We start from the raw sequence: 17,280 nt of genomic DNA, 5'->3' as shown, positions 1-17,280 counted from the left end.
CGCCCCGTCAAGCTCTGCCCGCCCGCCCCCAACCCCACCCGGACGGCGCCCACATGATCGATTTCCTGAACAGGAACATCTTCCAGCCCCACCCCGAACTCCTGGTCTTCATCACCGTGGCGCTCGGCTTCCTCGTCGGGAAGCTGCGCTGGAAGGCCATCGGGCTGGGCGCCGTCACCGGCTGCCTCATCGTCGGACTCGTCTTCGGCGCCCAGTTCAAGATCACCATCGACGGGACCGTGAAGAACCTCTTCTTCACGATGTTCCTCTTCGCCCTCGGCTACAAGGTCGGCCCGCAGTTCTTCCGCGGTCTGAAGAAGGACGGCCTCCCGCAGGTGCTCAACGCCGTGATCGTCTGCGTCACGGGCCTGCTGGTCTCCTGGGGGTTCGCCGTCATGCTCGGCTACGGGCCGGGCCTCAGCGCCGGCCTGCTGGGCGGCGCGCTCACCCAGTCCGCCGTCATCGGCGTGGCCCAGGACGCCATCGGGAACCTTCCGGGCCTCTCGGCCGACCAGATCAAGGAGCAGCAGGACTTCGTCGCCGTCGGCTACGCGGTCACCTACCCCCTCGGCACCATCCTCTGCGCGATGCTCCTGGCCAACGTGCTGCCCCGGCTCTACCGGCGCAACCTCGCGGCCGAGAGCGCCCGGATCGCCAAGGAGATGGACGCCCCCAGCGACAACCCCGACCTGCACGAGGGCTACTACGAGATCGTCCTGCGGGCCTACACCATCCAGCGCCCCGATCTCGTCGGGCGGACCATCGACGACTTCGAGAACCAGCAGAAGGCGCTGGGCCACCGCATCTACCTCACCCGGGTCCGACGGGACGGGGCGATCCTCGACCACACCCAGCAGACCACCCTGCTCGAAGGCGACGTCGTCGCCGTCAGCGCCCTGCGCGGCTCCCTGGTCGCCTTCGACGCCCGCACCCACATCGGCCCCGAGACCGACGACGTCGAACTGCTCGGCTACCAGACCGAGACGCTGCACGTGGTCGCCTCGGAGAAGGCGCAGCTCGGCAAGACCATCGCGGAACTGCGCGCCGAGCCCTTCATGGTCGGGGTCTACATCGACAAGCTGTTCCGCTCCGGAACGGAGTTCCCCTACCGGCTCGCCACCCAGCTGGAGCGCGGCGACACCCTGATCCTGTCCGGCCCCAAGCGCCTGGTCGACCCGGCCGGCAAGGCCATCGGCAAGCCGGTGCCCACCAGCTTCGCCACCGACATGATCTGGGTGGGCCTGGGCATCTTCCTCGGCGGCTGCCTGGGCATCCCGGCGCTCACCGCCGGCGGGGTCCCGATCTCGCTGTCCACCTCGGGCGGCGCGCTCATCATGGGCCTGGTCTTCGGCTGGATCCGCGGCAAGTACCCGACGTACGGCAACGTCCCGCCCGGCGCACAGTGGTTCATGGACACCCTCGGGCTCTGCCTCTTCGTGGCGGTCGTCGGCATCAACGCCGGACCCAGCTTCACCAGCGGGCTGGCCACCGCCGGCTGGGGACTGCTGCTCTTCGGGGCCATCGCCACGCTGATCCCGCTCCTGGTCGGCTTCCTCGTCGGCCACCACGTCCAGAAGATCCGCTTCCCGATCCTGATGGGCGTCCTCGCGGGCGGCCAGACCACCACGGCAGCGATCGGCGCGGTCAACGAACAGTCCAAATCGCAGGTGCCGACGCTGGGTTACACGATCCCCTACGCGATCAGCAACGTGCTGCTGACCATCTGGGGCGCCGTCATCGTCATCCTCAACCACTGACGCGAAGCCCCCTCGAACCAAAGCCCCTCGAACCAAAGCCCTCGAACCAAAGCCCCTCGAACTAAAGGAAGTCACCGTGCCGAAGACCACCTTCAGCCGCGAGGAGATCCAGTCCTTCGCGCAGCTCAGCCCGTTCGAGCTGAAGGACAAGTTCATCCAGCTCGCCACGGCCGCCCAGGCCGACATGCCCGGCCAGAAGGACACCACCGCCCGCGCCATGCTCAACGCGGGCCGCGGCAACCCGAACTGGATCGCCACCGGGCCGCGCGAGGCCTTCTACGCGCTGGGCTATTTCGCGCTGGAGGAGTCCCGGCGGGTGTGGACCGCCGACAACCTCGGCGGGATGCCGGAGAAGAAGGGCATCGGGGAGCGGTTCGAGTCCTGGGCCCGGCGCCACCCCGACCTGCCGGGCGTGGAGATGCTGTCCGCCTGCGTCCGGTACGCCCTGAAGCGCTGGCCGTTCGACAAGGACTCCTTCGTCCACGAGCTGACGGACTCCATCACCGGCGACAACTACCCGGTTCCGGACCGGATGCTGACGCACGCGGAGCACATCGTGCGCGGCTACGTCGCCGACGAGATGTTCGGCAAGAAGCCGCCGGAGGGCAACAACCTGTCGCTGTTCGCGACCGAGGGCGGCACCGCCGCCATGTGCTACATCTTCGACTCCCTGATGAAGAACGGGATCCTGAAGAAGGGCGACAAGATCGCCCTGATGACCCCGGTGTTCACCCCGTACATCGAGATCCCCGAGCTCGACACCTTCGAGTTCGAGGTGGTCAACGTCTCCGCGAGCCTGTTCGCCGAGACCGGGGTGCGCCAGTGGCGCTACCCGGAGGAGGAGGTCGCCAAGCTGGCCGACCCCTCGGTGAAGCTCGTCTGCCTGGTGAACCCGTCCAACCCGCCCTCGCTCGCGCTGAGCGACCGCGTGGCGAACCAGATCAAGGACATCGTCGCCACCACCAACCCGAACCTGCTGATCGTCACGGACGACGTGTACGGCACCTTCGTGCCCGGCTTCCGCTCGATCGCGGCCGACCTGCCCCGCAACACCCTGCTCGTGTACTCGTACTCCAAGCACTACGGCTGCACCGGCTGGCGGCTCGGAGTCATCGGACTGCACGACGACAACGTCATCGACGACATGGTCGCGGCCTTCCCCCAGGACCAGAAGGACCGCCTGGCGAAGCGGTACGGCACTCTCAGCCTGGAGCCGGAGAAGATCCGCTTCATCGACCGGCTCGTCGCGGACTCCCGTTCGGTGGCCCTCAACCACACGGCCGGCCTCTCGCTGCCGCAGCAGACGATGATGGTGCTCTTCTCGCTCTTCGACATGCTGGACGAGGGCCAGGCGTACAAGGAGCGCATCCGGCAGATCGTCCACCGCAGGCTCGACCTGCTGCTGGAGGGCGCCCAGATGAAGATCTCCGAGGACGACAAGCGGGCCGGGTACTACATCGAACTCGACCTGCTGGCCGAGGCGGAACGGGTCCACGGCAAGGACTTCGCGGACTTCCTGGAGAAGAACTACGAACCGGTCGACCCGCTGTTCCGGCTCGCCGAGCAGACCTCGGTGGTCCTCCTCAACGGCGGCGGCTTCGACGGCCCCCAGTGGTCGGTGCGCGTCTCGCTGGCCAACCTCGACGACCTGGACTACCTGAAGATCGGCCACCACCTGCGGGCGATCTTCAACGACTACGCGAGCGAATGGGAGCGGGCGAAGGCGAACGGCTGAGCGGCTCCTGCCGGAGGAAAGGGGTGTGGGCGCCGGGGCGCGGAGGGGAAACCCCCCTCTCCCCCGCGGGTCAGCGGCAGAGCCACGGGGGAGACAAAGGGGGGGGGGGGGGGGGGGGGTGGTGGGTTTTTTCCTGCGGGGGGGGGGGGTTTTGCCCCCGGACCCGCGTCGCCCACACCCCTTTCGCCTCGGCGGGTCAGCGCCGGATCAGCGGCCGATCAGCGGGTAGTGGTCGGAGAGGTTGTTGTAGGTGTAGGAGGTGCCCCAGCTGGAGACCGTCCAGGGCGCCGACTGCTCCAGGACCACGTTGTTCTCCCAGTTCGCCGGGCGGGCGTTGCCCTTGCGGTAGAGCACGTAGTCCAGGTCCTCGCGCGGGTCGGTCGGGTAGCGGTACTTCGCTATCGAGTTCAGCGCGGTGTCGAAGGAGTACGTGTGGCCCGTGCGGGTGTCGGAGCCGGCCAGATCGGCGTTGGCCAGCATGGTGGCCAGCTCCGGGGTGCGCGAGTCGACGTTCAGGTCGCCCGCCACGATGACCTGTTCGGCCGCCGGGATGTTCTTGCCGTCCAGGAACGCGTCGATGTTGCGGAACTGGCGGGCGCGCATCTCCGCCGCCTCGCCGGCGCCGCAGCCGGGGTCGGTGGACTGTGCGTGCGTGCCGACCACGTGGACCTTGGTGCCGTTCACGTCCAGCACGACGTAGGCGAAGCCCTTGTTGGACCACCAGTCCGCGCCGCAGGCGTCCTTGAAGACCACCTGCTCCTTGCGCACGATCGGCCACTTGCTGACGATCGCCACGCCGCCGTCCTCCGGGGTGGTGGAGGAGTAGGCGCCGCCCGTGGCGTCCCAGCCGGACTTGCTGCGGCCCACGACGGGGGTCTGGTACGGGTACTGCGCGGCCGAGTTGGCCTTCAGCGCGTCCGAGGCGCCGTTGTCGAAGGCCTCCTGGAGCACGACCACGTCGTGGCCCTTGTACCAGGAGGCCTTGGGGATCTCCGCGGCCCGGTGGTCCTGGCCCCAGTTGGGGTACAGGCTCTTGCTCATCAGGAACGCGTTGTACGACAGGACGCTGAGCCGCGGCGCGGCGGCGCTCTCGGCGGCGGTGGCGGCCGGAGCCGTCGTCGCGACCAGCGATCCGACGGCGATCGCGGCGACGGCCGCGGCGGCGGCGCGGGCCCTGCGGGGCTGGATCTGGGGCATGGAGGTTCCCTCGTTCCTGTGGGGGAAGATCGGCTCCGCCATCCAAGCAGCCAGGGTTACTTCGCGGTAACACCCGTGACACGGTTTTCTGGACGCAGGGGGTACATCTTCGGCCTGCCGGGCCGGTCCCTCAGCCGGCCCGCCGGTCCTCGTCCTGTGCGGAGGTCCAGGTGAAGCCGCCGAGACCGCCTGCTTCCGAGGCGCCGGAGGTGTCGTGGGCGCCCCGGGCGTCCTCCCGGTGCCGCCGGAACCGCAGGAAGAAGTACGCCGCCGCGAACAGTGCGAAGAGCACCGCGAAGACCAGGGCCAGCGTCACGGCGGTGCCGGCCAGCATCCAGGGGGCCAGGTCCCGCAGCCAGGCCGAGGGGGACAGGTTCATGGCCGCAGGATGCACCGTCCACAGGCTCCGGCGGAAGCCACCGGACCCCCTGCATACTGGGAGAACGGCAATTTCGGCACCCTGGGGGCGCACGCATGAGTACGACGGAGCCGCCCTTCGAGGGAACGGAACGGGCGGAGGGGACGGACGGGGCGCGGAGCGCGGCGCACCGCACCTCCGGCGGCCGGACCGACCCCGAGCCCCCGCCGCCCGGGGGCGTGCTCTGGACCATTGCCGGAGACGTCCGTGCGCTGCTCATGCTGCCCGCCGCCTTCACCCTGCAGGTCGCCCACCCCGCCATCGGCGCCGGGGTCGACGAGCACTCCGTCTTCCGCACCGACCCCTGGGGCCGCGGCGAGCGCTCCCTGCGCTCCGTCCAGCTGTGGGTGTACGGCGGGGCAGACGCCGCGGCCGAGGGGCGCCGGGTGCGCCGCCTGCACAAGGAGATCCAGGGCACCGACACCCGCGGGCGCCGCTACCACTCCCTCGACCCGGCCTGCTACGCCTGGGTGCACGCCACCGGCTTCCCGGTCTACCTCTACGCCGGGCGCTACCTGCTGCGCCCCTTCACCCCGGCCCAGGAGCGCCAGCTCTACCGCGAGTGGCTCCAGGTGGGCCGGATCCTCGGCCTGCGCGACCGGGACATGCCGCAGAGCATCGAGGAGTACTGGCCGTACTACCACCGGATGCTGGCCGAGGAGATCGAGCCCACCAAGGTGGCCCGCGAACTCCTCGCCACCGACGCGCCCCTGCCCCGCCCGGCCGGAGGCCCGCTGCCGGTCCGGCTGCTGCTGCGCCTGACCTGGCCCGTCCTGCGGGCCGCCTTCCTGCACTTCCGGGCCTTCGTCACCGCCGGCTACATGCCGCCCGAGGCGCGCGCCGCCATCGGTCTGGAGTGGACTCCGGCCCAGGAGCGCCGCCTGCGCCGATTCAGCACGGCCGTGCGTCTCCTCGTACCGATCCTGCCGGAGCGCCTGCGCTACCTCCCGATCGCCCGCGCGGCCCGGGCGCGCGTACGCGCCGCCGCCCGCTGAGGGGCGACGGCGCGCAGCGTCACAGGGCGCCGGGTCAGTGGTCGTGCACGGTGTTCGTCACGGCGATCTTCTTCCAGGACTTCGGCTCGGCCGCCGGCTTCGCGGCCGGCTTCGCGGCCGGCTTCGAGGCCGGCTTCGCGGCCGGCTTCGCGGCCGGCTTCGCGGCCGGCGCGCGCAGGGTGCGGGCGCCCGGAAGGATGGTCGCCGACGCCGGGTTGAGCGCCGAGGCGGCCGGCTTGCCCGGGGTGTACAGCCAGGTCTCGAAGAGCTGCGCGAGCGGCTGGTTCGAGACCTTCTCGGCGTAGCGGACGAAGTCGCCGACCTTGGCGTTGCCGTAGGCCCGCTCGGTCGGCCAGCCCTTCAGGATCCGGAAGAACTTCTCGTCGCCGATCGTGTTGCGCAGCGCCTGGAGGGCGATCGCGCCACGGTCGTAGACGGCTCCGTGGAACTGGTTCTCCGGACCCGGGTCACCCGGCTTGACCTGCCAGAACGGGTCCTCGGCCGCCCGCAGCCCGTACGCCCAGTCGGCGAGCTCCTGCGCGGTGCCCTCGCCCTCCTTCTCCGACCACAGCCACTGGCTGTAGCGGGCGAAGCCCTCGTTGATCCAGATGTCCTTCCAGCCGTCGACGGACACGCTGTCCCCGTACCACTGGTGGGCCACCTCGTGCACGACCACGGACACGTTCGCGCCGTTCGCGAACTGCCGGGGGCTGTAGAACGACCGGGTCTGCGTCTCCAGCGCGAACCCGCTGGGCACGTTCGGCACGTACCCGCCGAGCGCGTTGAAGGGGTACGGACCGAAGACCCCCTCCAGCCACTCCGCGACCTCACCGGTCCGCTCCACGCTGGCGCGCGCCGCGCCCGCGTTGTCGCCGAGGTCCTGGCTGTAGGCGTTAAGGATCGGCAGCCCGCTCGCCGTCTTGTCGGTGGTGATGTCGAACTTGCCGATGGCGAGCGTGGCGAGGTACGTGGCCTGCGGCTTGTTCGAGCGCCAGTTGTACCGGGTCCAGCCGAGGCGCGAACTCTGCGACTGCAGGACACCGTTGCTGATGGCCTGGGTGCCGTCGGGCACGTTCACCGACACGTCGAAGGTGGCCTTGTCGAGCGGGTGGTCGTTGCTGGGGAACCACCAGGCGGCCACGTCCGGCTCCTGCGCGGCGACGCCGCCGTCCGGGGTGCGCTGCCAGGCCGACCAGCCGTCGACCTTGAACTCCGAGGGCTTGCCCGCGTACTTGACGACCACGCTCGACTGCTTGCCCCGCGGGAGCGGGGAGGCCGGGGTGACCTCGAGCTCCGAGGTTCCGGACTTGGCGAACTTCGCCTTGACCCCGTTGACCCGGATCTCGCTGACGGCCAGACCGAAGTCGAGGTTGAAGCGGGACAGGTCCTGCTTGGCGGTGGTGAGCAGGGTGGCCGTGCCCTCCAGCAGGTCGGTCTTCGGCTGGTATTGGAGGCGCAGGTCGTAATGGGACACCTCGTACCCGCCGTTGCCGCTGGCCGGGTAGTAGGGATCGCCGATACCCGGTGCGCCCGGAACGGAACTCGCCGCCGACGCCGGGATCACCAGCAGAAGGGAAGCGGCGAGCACGCTCGGGGCGATGACTTTGCGGTGCACCTTGAACTCCAAGTGGTAGGGGAGTGGCTTCCGTTCGACCGTATTCACGCCCGGGACCCCACGTCATGTCTACGGCCCCTCCTGTCACACGATCGCCACGCGTCTGAAAGACGCCCGTGCGGAACATGTCGTTCCGGGCAGTCGCGACACCCCGCGCACGGCTCCTGGCCTGCGCCGATCGATGTCCGGATCTGCGGGTCGGCCGTCATTGCCCGCGCGTTCGAGGCGTCCTAGCGTTGTCGTTGTGGCCCCCGAGTCGGCCGCACACCCCACCCTCTCGTGAGAACGGCACCCCCATGGCTACCACCACGCTGCGTCAGCTCAACGGCTTCGACGAGACCCCCGCGACCTTCGAGGACGCGGTCCTGGTCCTGATCGACTACCAGAACACCTACACCGGCGGCGTCATGGAACTCGACGGCTGGGAACCCGCGCTGGCCTCCGCCTCCCGGCTCCTCGCCCGGGCCCGCGAGGCCGGCACCCCCGTCGTCCACGTCCGGGACGGCGGGTACGGAGTCGACACCGAGCCGGGCACCCTGCACGCCTCCGTCGCCCCCCGGGCCGGCGAGGCCGTCGTCACCAAGTCCGTCCCGAACGGCTTCCACCGGACCGACCTCCACGAGATCATCGAGGCCACCGGCCGCAAGAACCTGATCATCGCCGGGTTCATGACCAACATGTGCACCCTGTTCACCACCGAGGGCGCCTTCCTGCACGGCTACGCCCCCACGGTCGTCGCCGACGCCTCGGCGACGCGGGCGCTGGAAAGCCCGGCCGGCGCCCTGACCGCGCGGCAGATCCACCAGGCTGCCCTCGCCACGGTCACCGAGCTCTACGGGGTCGTCGTCGCCACGGGAGCCGAGCTGAATTGACTTCCGCTCTCCGCCCTAAGGGGAGGAGATTCCTACCACGGTCGGCTGAGGCCCTCCTCGCCGGCCTGGGCGCGGTGACGGGCGGGATCATCTGGGCGTCGAGGTCGGCCTACGCCCTCGACGGCGGGTTCGAGAGCGAGGACCAGGACCTCTCCGTTCTGTTCGTCGACCTGCCGCTGATCCTCATCGGCGGCGTGCTGATCCCGGCGGCCGCGTACGCGGTGGCCCGGCGGCGCCGCGGCGCGGGCATCGCCCTCGCCCTGGTGGCGACCGGTCTGGCGGCGTGGGGGCTGATGAACTGGTGGACGCCCCAGCAGGGGCCCGACGGCTACTACGAGCCGGGCATGTAGGGGAAGGCCGCCCTCCGCCACCGGTTCACCGGAGGTGCGGCGCACCGCTCTTCTCTCCATACCAAGCAGTCGTTAGCCTGCACGCCATGACCCTTCCGGAGCACGCCGCCCGCAGCTGTTGGCACGGGGCGATCAACCCGTTGCACTCCACCGTCTACTTCTCGCCCGACCTCGGCAAGGAGTTCGCCGCCCTCGGGATCACCGACCCCAACGCCGTCAACCTCGCCTCCCGCTCCGCCGCCATGGGCGCGGTCGGCGCGGGCACCGTGACGGCCACCTTCTACAACTACCGCCACGACCTCGTCGCCCGGCACCTGCCCGCCGTCTGGGCGACCGCCACCCCCGAGCAGGTCCTCGCCGCCCGGCTGCGGGCCGCGGACAGCACCCTGCGCCGGCTCCTCGGCGAGGAGACCATCGCCTCCCCCGGGATCGCCGAGGCCGCCGGGCTGGCGATGCGCGCGACCGAGGCCTGCACCCGGCACGCCCGTACGCTCTACTCGGCCCACGCGGACCTGCCCGTACCCGAGGAGCCGCACCTCAAGCTGTGGCACGCCACCACCCTGCTGCGCGAGCACCGCGGCGACGGGCACCTCGTCGCCCTGCTCACCCTGGGCCTTGACCCGGTCGAGGCCCTGGTCAGCCACACGGCCAGCGGCCACGGCATGACCCCGAAGTACGTCAAGTTCATCCGCGGCTGGGACCAGTCCGACCTCGACGCGGCCGCGGACCGGCTGCGCGAGCGCGGCCTGCTCGACGCGGCCGGCGAGCTCACGCCCGAGGGCGCGGCGCTGCGCGAAGCACTGGAGACGGAGACCGACCGCCTGGACGAGGCTCCGTACGAGCACCTCGGCGCGGCCGGAGTCGCCCGGCTGGCGGAGCTCGGCGGCGGCTTCACCGTCCAGGCCTTCGTCGCCGGAGCCTTCCCCGGGGACCTCATGGGCAAGGCCTGAGACCCGGACCGGGCCCGGCTCCCGACGTCCGCGGCCGCCACCTGCCACAATTGGCAGCCTTCCGACGCAGCACGCAGCACGCACCACGCACCACGCACCACGCACCACGCACCAGCATCACGCATACGTACGAAGGCAGGCGGGACCGCACAGTGACGATGTCCATCGAAGGCAGGATCGCCGAGGAGCTCGGCGTACGGGAACGGCAGGTCAAGTCCGCCGTCGAGCTGCTCGACGGCGGCTCGACCGTGCCGTTCATCGCGCGCTACCGCAAGGAAGCGACCGAGATGCTCGACGACGCCCAGCTGCGCACCCTGGAGGAGCGCCTGCGCTACCTGCGCGAGCTGGAGGACCGGCGCGCGGCGATCCTCGACTCCGTACGGGAGCAGGGCAAGCTCGACGCCGAGCTGGAGGCGCGCATCAACGCGGCCGACACCAAGGCGCGGCTGGAGGACATCTACCTCCCCTTCAAGACCAAGCGCCGCACCAAGGCACAGATCGCCCGCGAGGCCGGCCTCGCGCCGCTCGCCGAGGGGCTGCTGGCCGATCCCTCGCAGGAACCGGCCGTGGCGGCCGCCGCGTTCGTCGACGCGGACAAGGGCGTGGCCGACGCGGCCGCCGCCCTGGAGGGCGCCCGCTCCATCCTCACCGAGAAGTTCGGCGAGGACGCCGACCTCATCGGCGAACTCCGCGAGCGCATGTGGGGCCGCGGCCGGCTCGCCGCGAAGGTCCGCGAGGGCAAGGAGGAGGCGGGCGCCAAGTTCGCCGACTACTTCGACTTCACCGAGCCGTTCACCGCCCTCCCCTCGCACCGCGTGCTCGCCATGCTCCGCGGGGAGAAGGAGGACGTCCTCGACCTCACCCTGGAGCCCGAAGAGCCGAGCGAGACCCCCGGGCCTTCGACGTACGAGGGCATGGTCGCCCGCCGCTTCGGGATCAACGACCGCGGCCGCCCCGGCGACAAGTGGCTCGCCGACACCGTCCGCTGGGCCTGGCGCACGAAGATCCAGGTGCACCTCGGCATCGACCTGCGCTCCCGGCTGCGCGCCGCCGCCGAGGACGAGGCGGTACGGGTCTTCGCGTCCAACCTGCGCGACCTGCTGCTCGCCGCACCCGCCGGCACCCGCGCGACGCTCGGGCTCGACCCGGGCTTCCGCACCGGCGTGAAGGTCGCCGTGGTGGACGCCACCGGCAAGGTGGTCGCCACCGAGGTGATCTACCCGCACGTGCCCGCCAACAAGTGGGACGACGCGCTGGCCAAGCTGGCCCGCCTCGCCAAGGAGCACGCGGTCGAACTCGTCGCCATCGGCAACGGCACCGCATCCCGCGAGACCGACAAGCTCGCCGCGGACCTCATCACCCGCCATCCCGAGCTGAAGCTCACCAAGGTGATGGTCTCGGAGGCCGGCGCCTCCGTGTACTCGGCGTCCGCCTTCGCCTCGCAGGAACTCCCGGACATGGACGTGTCGCTGCGCGGCGCGGTCTCCATCGCCCGGCGCCTGCAGGACCCGCTCGCCGAACTGGTCAAGATCGACCCGAAGTCGATCGGCGTCGGCCAGTACCAGCACGACCTGTCCGAGGTGAAGCTCTCGCGTTCGCTCGACGCCGTGGTCGAGGACTGTGTGAACGGCGTCGGCGTCGACGTCAACACCGCCTCCGCACCGCTGCTTTCGCGCGTGTCGGGCATCAGCGGCGGACTCGCCGAGAACATCGTGGCGCACCGCGACGCCAACGGCCCCTTCCGCAACCGCAAGGGGCTCAAGGACGTGGCCCGGCTGGGCCCGAAGGCGTACGAGCAGTGCGCGGGCTTCCTGCGGATCCGCGACGGGGACGACCCGCTGGACTCCTCCAGCGTGCACCCCGAGTCCTATCCGGTGGTCCGCACCATGGGCAAGACGGCGGGCAGCGAGGTGGCGGCCCTGATCGGCAACACCGGTGTGCTGCGCTCGCTGCGGCCGGAGCAGTTCGTCACCGAGGCCTTCGGCCTGCCGACGGTCACGGACATCCTGCGCGAGCTGGAGAAGCCGGGCCGGGACCCGCGGCCCGCGTTCAAGACGGCGACCTTCAAGGAGGGCGTCGAGAAGATCGGCGACCTGGCCCCGGGGATGATCCTGGAGGGCGTGGTCACCAATGTGGCAGCCTTCGGCGCCTTCATCGACATCGGCGTCCACCAGGACGGGCTGGCGCACGTCTCCGCGCTGTCGAAGAACTTCGTCAAGGATCCGCGGGACGTGGTGAAGCCGGGCGACATCGTCCGCGTCAAGGTCATGGACGTGGACATCCCGCGCAAGCGGATCTCGCTGACGCTGCGGCTCGAGGACGAGGCGGAGCGGGGCGGCGCCGAAGGCGGCGGCGCCCCGAGGCAGCGCGAGGAGCGGGGCGAGCGGCGGGGCGGCGGCCGGCCCCCGCAGCAGCGCGGCCCGGCCGGCGGCCAGGGCGGCCAGGGTGCTCAGGGCGGCGGCGAGCGCGGCCAGGGCGGCCAGGGCGGCTCCCGCGACGGCGGCAAGGGCCGCCGCCAGGGCGGTCAGGGCGGCCAAGGCGGCGGTCAGCGGCAGGGCGGTCAGGGCGGCGGCGCTCCGGCCCCCGCCAACAGCGCGATGGCCGACGCGCTGCGCCGCGCGGGGCTCAGCGGCCCCGACGAGCGGGGCGGCCGCAAGCGCTAGCCATTCGTGACAGCTCGTGCCGGATTGGCTGAATAGGCACCCGACATGGGGACATACCTTGCCAACTCATCTGGGTGATCTGTAGGGATGACGGAACGCCCGTTCGTCTTGCGGCGAGCGGGCTTCCGCGTTTCCCCCTCAGGACCGCACTCCCGAGGTCGCCTTGAAGGCTAAGGACGTCATGGCCCACCCCACGCACGCCTACCACCGTTGCCCGAGAAAGGGTCCGAAGAGGGAACACATGCGCCACCCTCAGCCCAGTCTGCGCAGAAGGTGCGAGGCGATTCTCGGCCGTCTTGAACTGACACACCCCTTCTCGCTCGAGGGTCTGTGCGAGCGGATAGCCGAGCAGCGGGGCCGCCCCATCCGCCTCCACCCGCTGCCCAAGGAGGCCGCGGAGTCCGGAGTGTGCGGACTGTGGGTCGGTACCGCCGACGTGGACTACGTCTTCTACGAGGCCCAGACCACCCCGCTGCACCGCGAGCACATCGTGCTCCACGAGATCGGCCACATCCTCTTCGGGCACCACTCCCTGGAAGCCCCCGCCGAGGACTCCCCGGGCGCCCCGGGCACCGGAGGGGCGGACGGATCCGTTCCCACCGTGCTCGGGCGCACCAACTACACCACCCGCCAGGAGCGGGAGGCGGAGATGCTCGCCAGCATGATCCGCATCCGCACGGGGACCCGCGGCCCGCACCCCGGCCACGGGGCCGCAGGCCGGGACACGCTCGAACGGCTGGAGTCCGCGATGGGCTACGAGCGGCGCGGGCGGGGGCCGGTCCACCGTGGCCTCTGACCTGATCGCCTTCGGTGACGCGCTCGCCGTCCCCAGCGTCCTCTGCCTCTGGATCGCCGTCCTGCTCCGCGCGCCCGGCGCCCTGCGCGCCCCGCACCAGCGGGGCCTGTGGCTCGCCGTCGCCACCGCCGCGGCCGCGATGACCCTGAACCTCCCCGACGTCGTCGCCTACGCCATGGGCCGCGACCCGGGCTACGCGCACACCATCGGGCTGGTGCGCAACCTCATCGGCGTCCTCTCGGCCGGCGCCGTGCTCTACTTCGTGGCCGCCGCCACCCGGGGCCGCCGTCTCCAGATCGCCTCCGGCGCCGGCACGGTCCTGTGGCTGACCGTCCTCGTCGTCCTGGACACCGCGGCGCCCGACCACGGCACGCACACCATCCCGCCCGTCGGCGACCCGGTGCCCTCGCTCGCCTACTGGCTGGTGCTGATCTCCGCGCACCTGCTCGCCAACACCATCTGCGTATTCGTCTGCTGGCGCTACAGCCGTCGCGCCGAGAGCCGGGGCCTCGCCGCCGGACTGCTGCTCTTCGGCCTGGGCACCGCGCTCGCCGGGGTGTTCTGGTTCGTGTACCTGCTCAAGGCGCTGTTCGGCTTCACCTGGGCGATGCCGGCGAACCCGCTGCTGATGAACGTGCACGGGCTGCTCCGCGCCGCCGCGATCCTCGTCCCGACGCTGTTCACCTTCCGCCGCACGGCCGCCGACATCGCGACCGCCTGGCGGCTGTGGCCGCTCTGGCGCGACCTGGTCCACGCCGTCCCGCACGTGGCGCTCAACAAGCCGCGCGCCGGCCGGGTGCTGGAACTGCTGTGGCCGCCGGTCCCGCGCAACCTGCTCGTCTACCGCAAGGTCATCGAGACCCGCGACGCCATCCTGATCCTGGGGGAGTACGTCGCCCCGGGCGTGCCGGAGCTCGCGCGCAGCCACGTGGCCGGCAGCGGAGTACCCGAACAGCGGGCCGGCGCGGCCGCGCTGGCCTGCGTACTGAAGGAGGCGCGGCAGGCGAAGCTGGCCGGGATCCCGCAACAGCGGTCCGAGGAGAACGCCTTGGAGCTGCCCGCGGCCCTCCAGACCTCGGCCGAGGGAGGAGACCTGGAAGGCGAGGCACGTTTCCTCGTGAAGGTCGCCCAGGCCTACGCCTCACCGGCCACCGCGGGCTTCACCCCGTGACCCCCGCACCACGCCCGACCGCCAGGAAGTGAACGTCTCTTGACCACCACCGTACTGATCACAGGGGCCAGCGCCGGACTCGGCGCGGCCTTCGCCCGCGGCTTCGCCGCCAAGGGCTGCGACCTCGTCCTCGTCGCCCGGGACAAGGGCCGCCTCGAAGCCGTCGCCGCAGACCTCGCCCGGGAATTCGGCTCCGTCTGCGAGGTGTTGCCCGCCGACCTGCTCGACGCGACCGGGCTCGGAACCGTCGCCGAACGGCTCGCCGACCGGGCCCGGCCCGTCGACATCCTGGTCAACAACGCCGGCTTCGGACTCCCCGCGCCGTTCCCGTACAGCCCGGTCGAGGAGGAGGAGCGGATGCTCGACCTGCTGGTCAAGGTGCCGCTCCGGCTCACCCACGCGGTGCTCCCGGGCCTGCGCGAGCGCCGCCGCGGCGCGGTGCTCAACGTCTCCTCGGTGGCCGGACTGCTCCCGACCGGGACCTACGGCGCCGCCAAGGCCTGGATCACGGCCTTCAGCGAGTCGCTGCGCGTGGACATGGAGCCGTACGGGGTCCGCGTGCTGGCGGTGGTGCCGGGATTCACCCGCACCGAGTTCCAGGAGCGCGCCGGGATGGACGTCAGCGCCCTGCGCGACGCGGTGTGGCTGGAGCCGCACGACGTGGTGGCCAAGGCCCTGAAGGACCTGGCCCGGCGCCGCCCGGTGAGCATCACGGGCCGGCGCTACCAGGCGTACGCGCTGGCCGCCCGCCACCTCCCGCGCGGCTTCGTGGCCCGGAAGATGGCCCGCACGCGCCGGCCTCCGGCGGACGCGGGATAAGCCCGGTCCGCCCGGCCCAGCCGTCAGGGACCGCCGATCCGCTCCAGCGCCTCCCGGGCGTCCCGGAGGAGCTCCTCGTCCATGACGAAGCTCGCCCCGTACCGGCGCGGCGGCCCGGCCGCCACGGCCCGCAGCACGGGCAGGGCGGCCGCCGCGGCGGGGCCGATCGCCCCCAGCGCCCGCACGGTCCGCAACGTCAGCTCGGTGACGCGGTGTTCGGCCAGCGGTGCCAGCTCCGGCAGCAGCGCTGCGACGGCGGGGCCCGGATCACCGGTGATCCGCCACCAGGCTTCGGCCGCGCCGACCCTGCTCCACTCGCCCGGGCAGCCGAGCAGCGCCCGCACGGAACCGGCGTACCGGGCTGCGAGCGGCCCCAGGTCGGCGAGGTAACGCAGCACCGGACGGCCGAGCCCCGCCCGGGCCGCCGATCCGCAGACCCGCAGCGCCAGTTCGGGATCGCCCGTCACCCGCCAGTGCGCCCAGGCCGCGGTCTGCGCGCCCTGCCACGGCATCGGTGAGCGTTCGGTGCCGGGGCCGAAGCGCCACGGGACCTCGTCACCCCGGGCGAGCCCGGCGAGCGCCCCGGCCGAGGCGGAGGCGGCCGGTCCGATCCGCCCCAGTACCTCGGCCGCCGGCCGGGCCTGCCGGCCGTCCAGCAGCTCGGCCAGTTCGGGCACGGCGGGCGTCGCGGCCGGGCCCCACGGGGCGAGGATCCGCAGGGCCTCGCCGGTGCCGCGGGCACCGGGCCCCACGGCGAGCCGCTCCCGGAAGACCGGCAACAGCTCCGGGGCCCAGCGCACGGGCAGTGGCCCGACGTCCCAGGGATCCCCGAACCGCCGGAGGTACAGGGGCAGCGCGCGCGGGTCCTCGAGGCGGACCAGCGCCCTCAGCGCGGCGTGCGAACCCTGCCAGCCGGGGCCGACGGGCCGCTCGAGCGCGCGGACGATCCGGTCCGCGTACGGGGCGGCCGCGCTCCCGCACCCGGCGAGTGCCACCAGGGCTTCGTCCGTGACCTCGGCCTCGTCCTCCAGCCCGGCGGCCACCGCCTCCCACAGGTGCGGCGCCGGGTGGCGCCGGCGGCGGAGCTGGCCGCCGGCGGCCCGTACGGCCTGCGCCCGCAGGCTCGGGCTCCGGTGCCGGGCCAGGGCGTCGACCAGGGCCCGCGCCTCCCGCGGACGGTCCGCGAGCCGGTCCGCGTACCGCGTGACCGGCGGGTACCCCTCGGGCCACCAGGGCACTTCGGGCAGCACGCCGGTCCCGATCTCGGAGAACACCTCGGCGACGCGAAGACCCGTGCCCTCCGCACCCCCGGGGCCGGCCGTCAGCAGCACCGTCCGCGCGGCGGCCAGCCGTACGAGGGGCTGCCGGTGGTCCAGCCAGGGCCGGGCCCACTGCGCGACCGCCGGTTCGCCGGGGCCCGACAGCACTCCCACCGCGAGCAGTTGGGAGACCAGCGCCGTCGGGTCGCTCTCCTCGGAGGCCTGGCGCCGCAGCGCCTCCAGCGCCGCCGGATCCGCTTCCCGGAGCCCGCGCAGCAACCAGGCCGCTCCGGTGCGGACTTCGGCCGACGGGTCCGTGAGGAACGGGACCACGTGCTGCCGTGCGGCCATGAAGGCGAGGAAGACCGGACGGTGCACGCCGACGCTGCGTTCGCCGATGCCTTCGGCGCGCCGGGCCAACAGCCGGAGGGCCAGGGCCCGCCGGTGCGGGTCGAGTCGCGGAAGCAGCTCGAAGAGCCGTCCGGTGACTTCCAGGAACAGCGGCTCGTCGCTGCGCCAGCCGATCAGCTCCTCCAACTGTGCCCAGGAAGAGCGCCGCAGCCCCGGTGTCAGCAGTCCGCGCAGCAGGCCGGGAACCTGCTCCTGCCCGGCCGCCACCCCTTCGAGCTCGTGCCAGGGCGTCCCGGCCCCCCGTTCGTCCATACCGGGGAGCCTAGACGATC

The 17,280-nt window shown here is 72.0% G+C and carries 14 protein-coding genes; 10 read left to right on the top strand and 4 right to left on the bottom strand.

Annotated elements, in window-relative coordinates; translation table 11 throughout:
• Window positions 1-53: 53 nt before the first annotated feature.
• Both aspT and ACFWBW_RS13655 read left to right on the top strand, forming a co-directional pair.
• Window positions 54-1,757, top strand: coding sequence for an aspartate-alanine antiporter (aspT, locus tag ACFWBW_RS13660; protein ID WP_385371550.1), 1,704 nt, complete (start codon window positions 54-56; stop codon window positions 1,755-1,757).
• A gap of 76 nt (window positions 1,758-1,833) precedes the next feature.
• Entirely contained in the window at window positions 1,834-3,492 is a 1,659-nt protein-coding gene (locus ACFWBW_RS13655) for a bifunctional aspartate transaminase/aspartate 4-decarboxylase (RefSeq protein ID WP_385371548.1), read from the top strand.
• Window positions 3,493-3,699: 207 nt separating this feature from the next.
• On the opposite strand, the gene sph is transcribed toward ACFWBW_RS13655, so the two are convergent.
• Together sph and ACFWBW_RS13645 are read right to left on the bottom strand one after the other, a co-directional pair.
• Window positions 3,700-4,689 (bottom strand): sphingomyelin phosphodiesterase, encoded by a 990-nt coding sequence (gene sph, locus ACFWBW_RS13650; protein ID WP_385371545.1) that lies wholly within the window; start codon window positions 4,687-4,689, stop codon window positions 3,700-3,702.
• A 130-nt stretch (window positions 4,690-4,819) separates the two neighbouring features.
• Window positions 4,820-5,068, bottom strand: coding sequence for a hypothetical protein (locus ACFWBW_RS13645; protein WP_385371542.1), 249 nt, complete (start codon window positions 5,066-5,068; stop codon window positions 4,820-4,822).
• A gap of 95 nt (window positions 5,069-5,163) precedes the next feature.
• Between ACFWBW_RS13645 and ACFWBW_RS13640 the strand changes: the two genes are divergently transcribed.
• The gene (locus ACFWBW_RS13640) at window positions 5,164-6,102 is read left to right on the top strand and encodes an oxygenase MpaB family protein (protein WP_385371539.1); all 939 of its coding nucleotides are present in this window, start codon (window positions 5,164-5,166) and stop codon (window positions 6,100-6,102) included.
• Between the two features lie 34 nt (window positions 6,103-6,136).
• Here ACFWBW_RS13640 and ACFWBW_RS13635 read toward each other — a convergent pair whose 3' ends face one another.
• Window positions 6,137-7,717: a M1 family metallopeptidase gene (locus ACFWBW_RS13635; protein WP_385371697.1), complete on the bottom strand. Its 1,581-nt coding sequence runs from the start codon at window positions 7,715-7,717 to the stop codon at window positions 6,137-6,139.
• Window positions 7,718-8,013: 296 nt separating this feature from the next.
• Here ACFWBW_RS13635 and ACFWBW_RS13630 point away from each other — a divergent pair, with 296 nt between their 5' ends.
• The 7 genes from ACFWBW_RS13630 (at window position 8,014) to ACFWBW_RS13600 (ending at window position 15,338) form a co-directional block, all read left to right on the top strand.
• Window positions 8,014-8,589 (top strand): cysteine hydrolase family protein, encoded by a 576-nt coding sequence (locus tag ACFWBW_RS13630; RefSeq protein WP_385371536.1) that lies wholly within the window; start codon window positions 8,014-8,016, stop codon window positions 8,587-8,589.
• 74 nt (window positions 8,590-8,663) lie between these two features.
• On the top strand, window positions 8,664-8,939 hold the full coding sequence (locus ACFWBW_RS13625) for a hypothetical protein (RefSeq protein ID WP_385371533.1): 276 nt from the start codon (window positions 8,664-8,666) through the stop codon (window positions 8,937-8,939).
• A gap of 86 nt (window positions 8,940-9,025) precedes the next feature.
• The gene (locus ACFWBW_RS13620) at window positions 9,026-9,889 is read left to right on the top strand and encodes a hypothetical protein (RefSeq protein WP_385371531.1); all 864 of its coding nucleotides are present in this window, start codon (window positions 9,026-9,028) and stop codon (window positions 9,887-9,889) included.
• A 152-nt stretch (window positions 9,890-10,041) separates the two neighbouring features.
• On the top strand, window positions 10,042-12,552 hold the full coding sequence (locus ACFWBW_RS13615) for a Tex family protein (RefSeq protein WP_385371528.1): 2,511 nt from the start codon (window positions 10,042-10,044) through the stop codon (window positions 12,550-12,552).
• Between the two features lie 241 nt (window positions 12,553-12,793).
• Window positions 12,794-13,348: a hypothetical protein gene (locus tag ACFWBW_RS13610; RefSeq protein ID WP_385371525.1), complete on the top strand. Its 555-nt coding sequence runs from the start codon at window positions 12,794-12,796 to the stop codon at window positions 13,346-13,348.
• Complete coding sequence (locus tag ACFWBW_RS13605) at window positions 13,338-14,519, top strand: MAB_1171c family putative transporter (protein ID WP_385371522.1); 1,182 nt, start codon at window positions 13,338-13,340, stop codon at window positions 14,517-14,519. Before ACFWBW_RS13610 ends, ACFWBW_RS13605 begins: the two co-directional genes overlap by 11 nt.
• Window positions 14,520-14,558: 39 nt before the next feature.
• Window positions 14,559-15,338 carry an SDR family NAD(P)-dependent oxidoreductase gene (locus ACFWBW_RS13600; protein ID WP_385371519.1) on the top strand — a complete coding sequence of 260 codons (780 nt, stop codon included), beginning with the start codon at window positions 14,559-14,561 and terminating at the stop codon, window positions 15,336-15,338.
• A gap of 23 nt (window positions 15,339-15,361) precedes the next feature.
• Here ACFWBW_RS13600 and ACFWBW_RS13595 read toward each other — a convergent pair whose 3' ends face one another.
• Window positions 15,362-17,260, bottom strand: a complete 1,899-nt coding sequence (locus tag ACFWBW_RS13595) for a hypothetical protein (protein WP_385371516.1) — start codon at window positions 17,258-17,260, stop codon at window positions 15,362-15,364.
• Window positions 17,261-17,280 lie beyond the last annotated feature (20 nt).

It is taken from the genome of Streptomyces sp. NPDC059957 (assembly GCF_042730015.1).
Lineage (GTDB): Bacteria > Actinomycetota > Actinomycetes > Streptomycetales > Streptomycetaceae > Streptomyces.
The sequence above is the reverse complement of the archived record's forward strand: the minus strand, read 5'-3'. Positions and strand labels throughout refer to the sequence as shown.

Bases quoted from the DNA above. Each gene is read 5' to 3' on its own strand.
- ACFWBW_RS13645 (WP_385371542.1), bottom strand. From the start codon at position 5,068: ATGAACCTGTCCCCCTCGGCCTGGCTGCGGGACCTGGCCCCCTGGATG.
- ACFWBW_RS13640 (WP_385371539.1), top strand. From the start codon at position 5,164: ATGAGTACGACGGAGCCGCCCTTCGAGGGAACGGAACGGGCGGAGGGG.
- ACFWBW_RS13610 (WP_385371525.1), top strand. From the start codon at position 12,794: ATGCGCCACCCTCAGCCCAGTCTGCGCAGAAGGTGCGAGGCGATTCTC.
- sph (WP_385371545.1), bottom strand. From the start codon at position 4,689: ATGCCCCAGATCCAGCCCCGCAGGGCCCGCGCCGCCGCCGCGGCCGTC.
- ACFWBW_RS13595 (WP_385371516.1), bottom strand. From the start codon at position 17,260: ATGGACGAACGGGGGGCCGGGACGCCCTGGCACGAGCTCGAAGGGGTG.
- ACFWBW_RS13630 (WP_385371536.1), top strand. From the start codon at position 8,014: ATGGCTACCACCACGCTGCGTCAGCTCAACGGCTTCGACGAGACCCCC.
- aspT (WP_385371550.1), top strand. From the start codon at position 54: ATGATCGATTTCCTGAACAGGAACATCTTCCAGCCCCACCCCGAACTC.
- ACFWBW_RS13620 (WP_385371531.1), top strand. From the start codon at position 9,026: ATGACCCTTCCGGAGCACGCCGCCCGCAGCTGTTGGCACGGGGCGATC.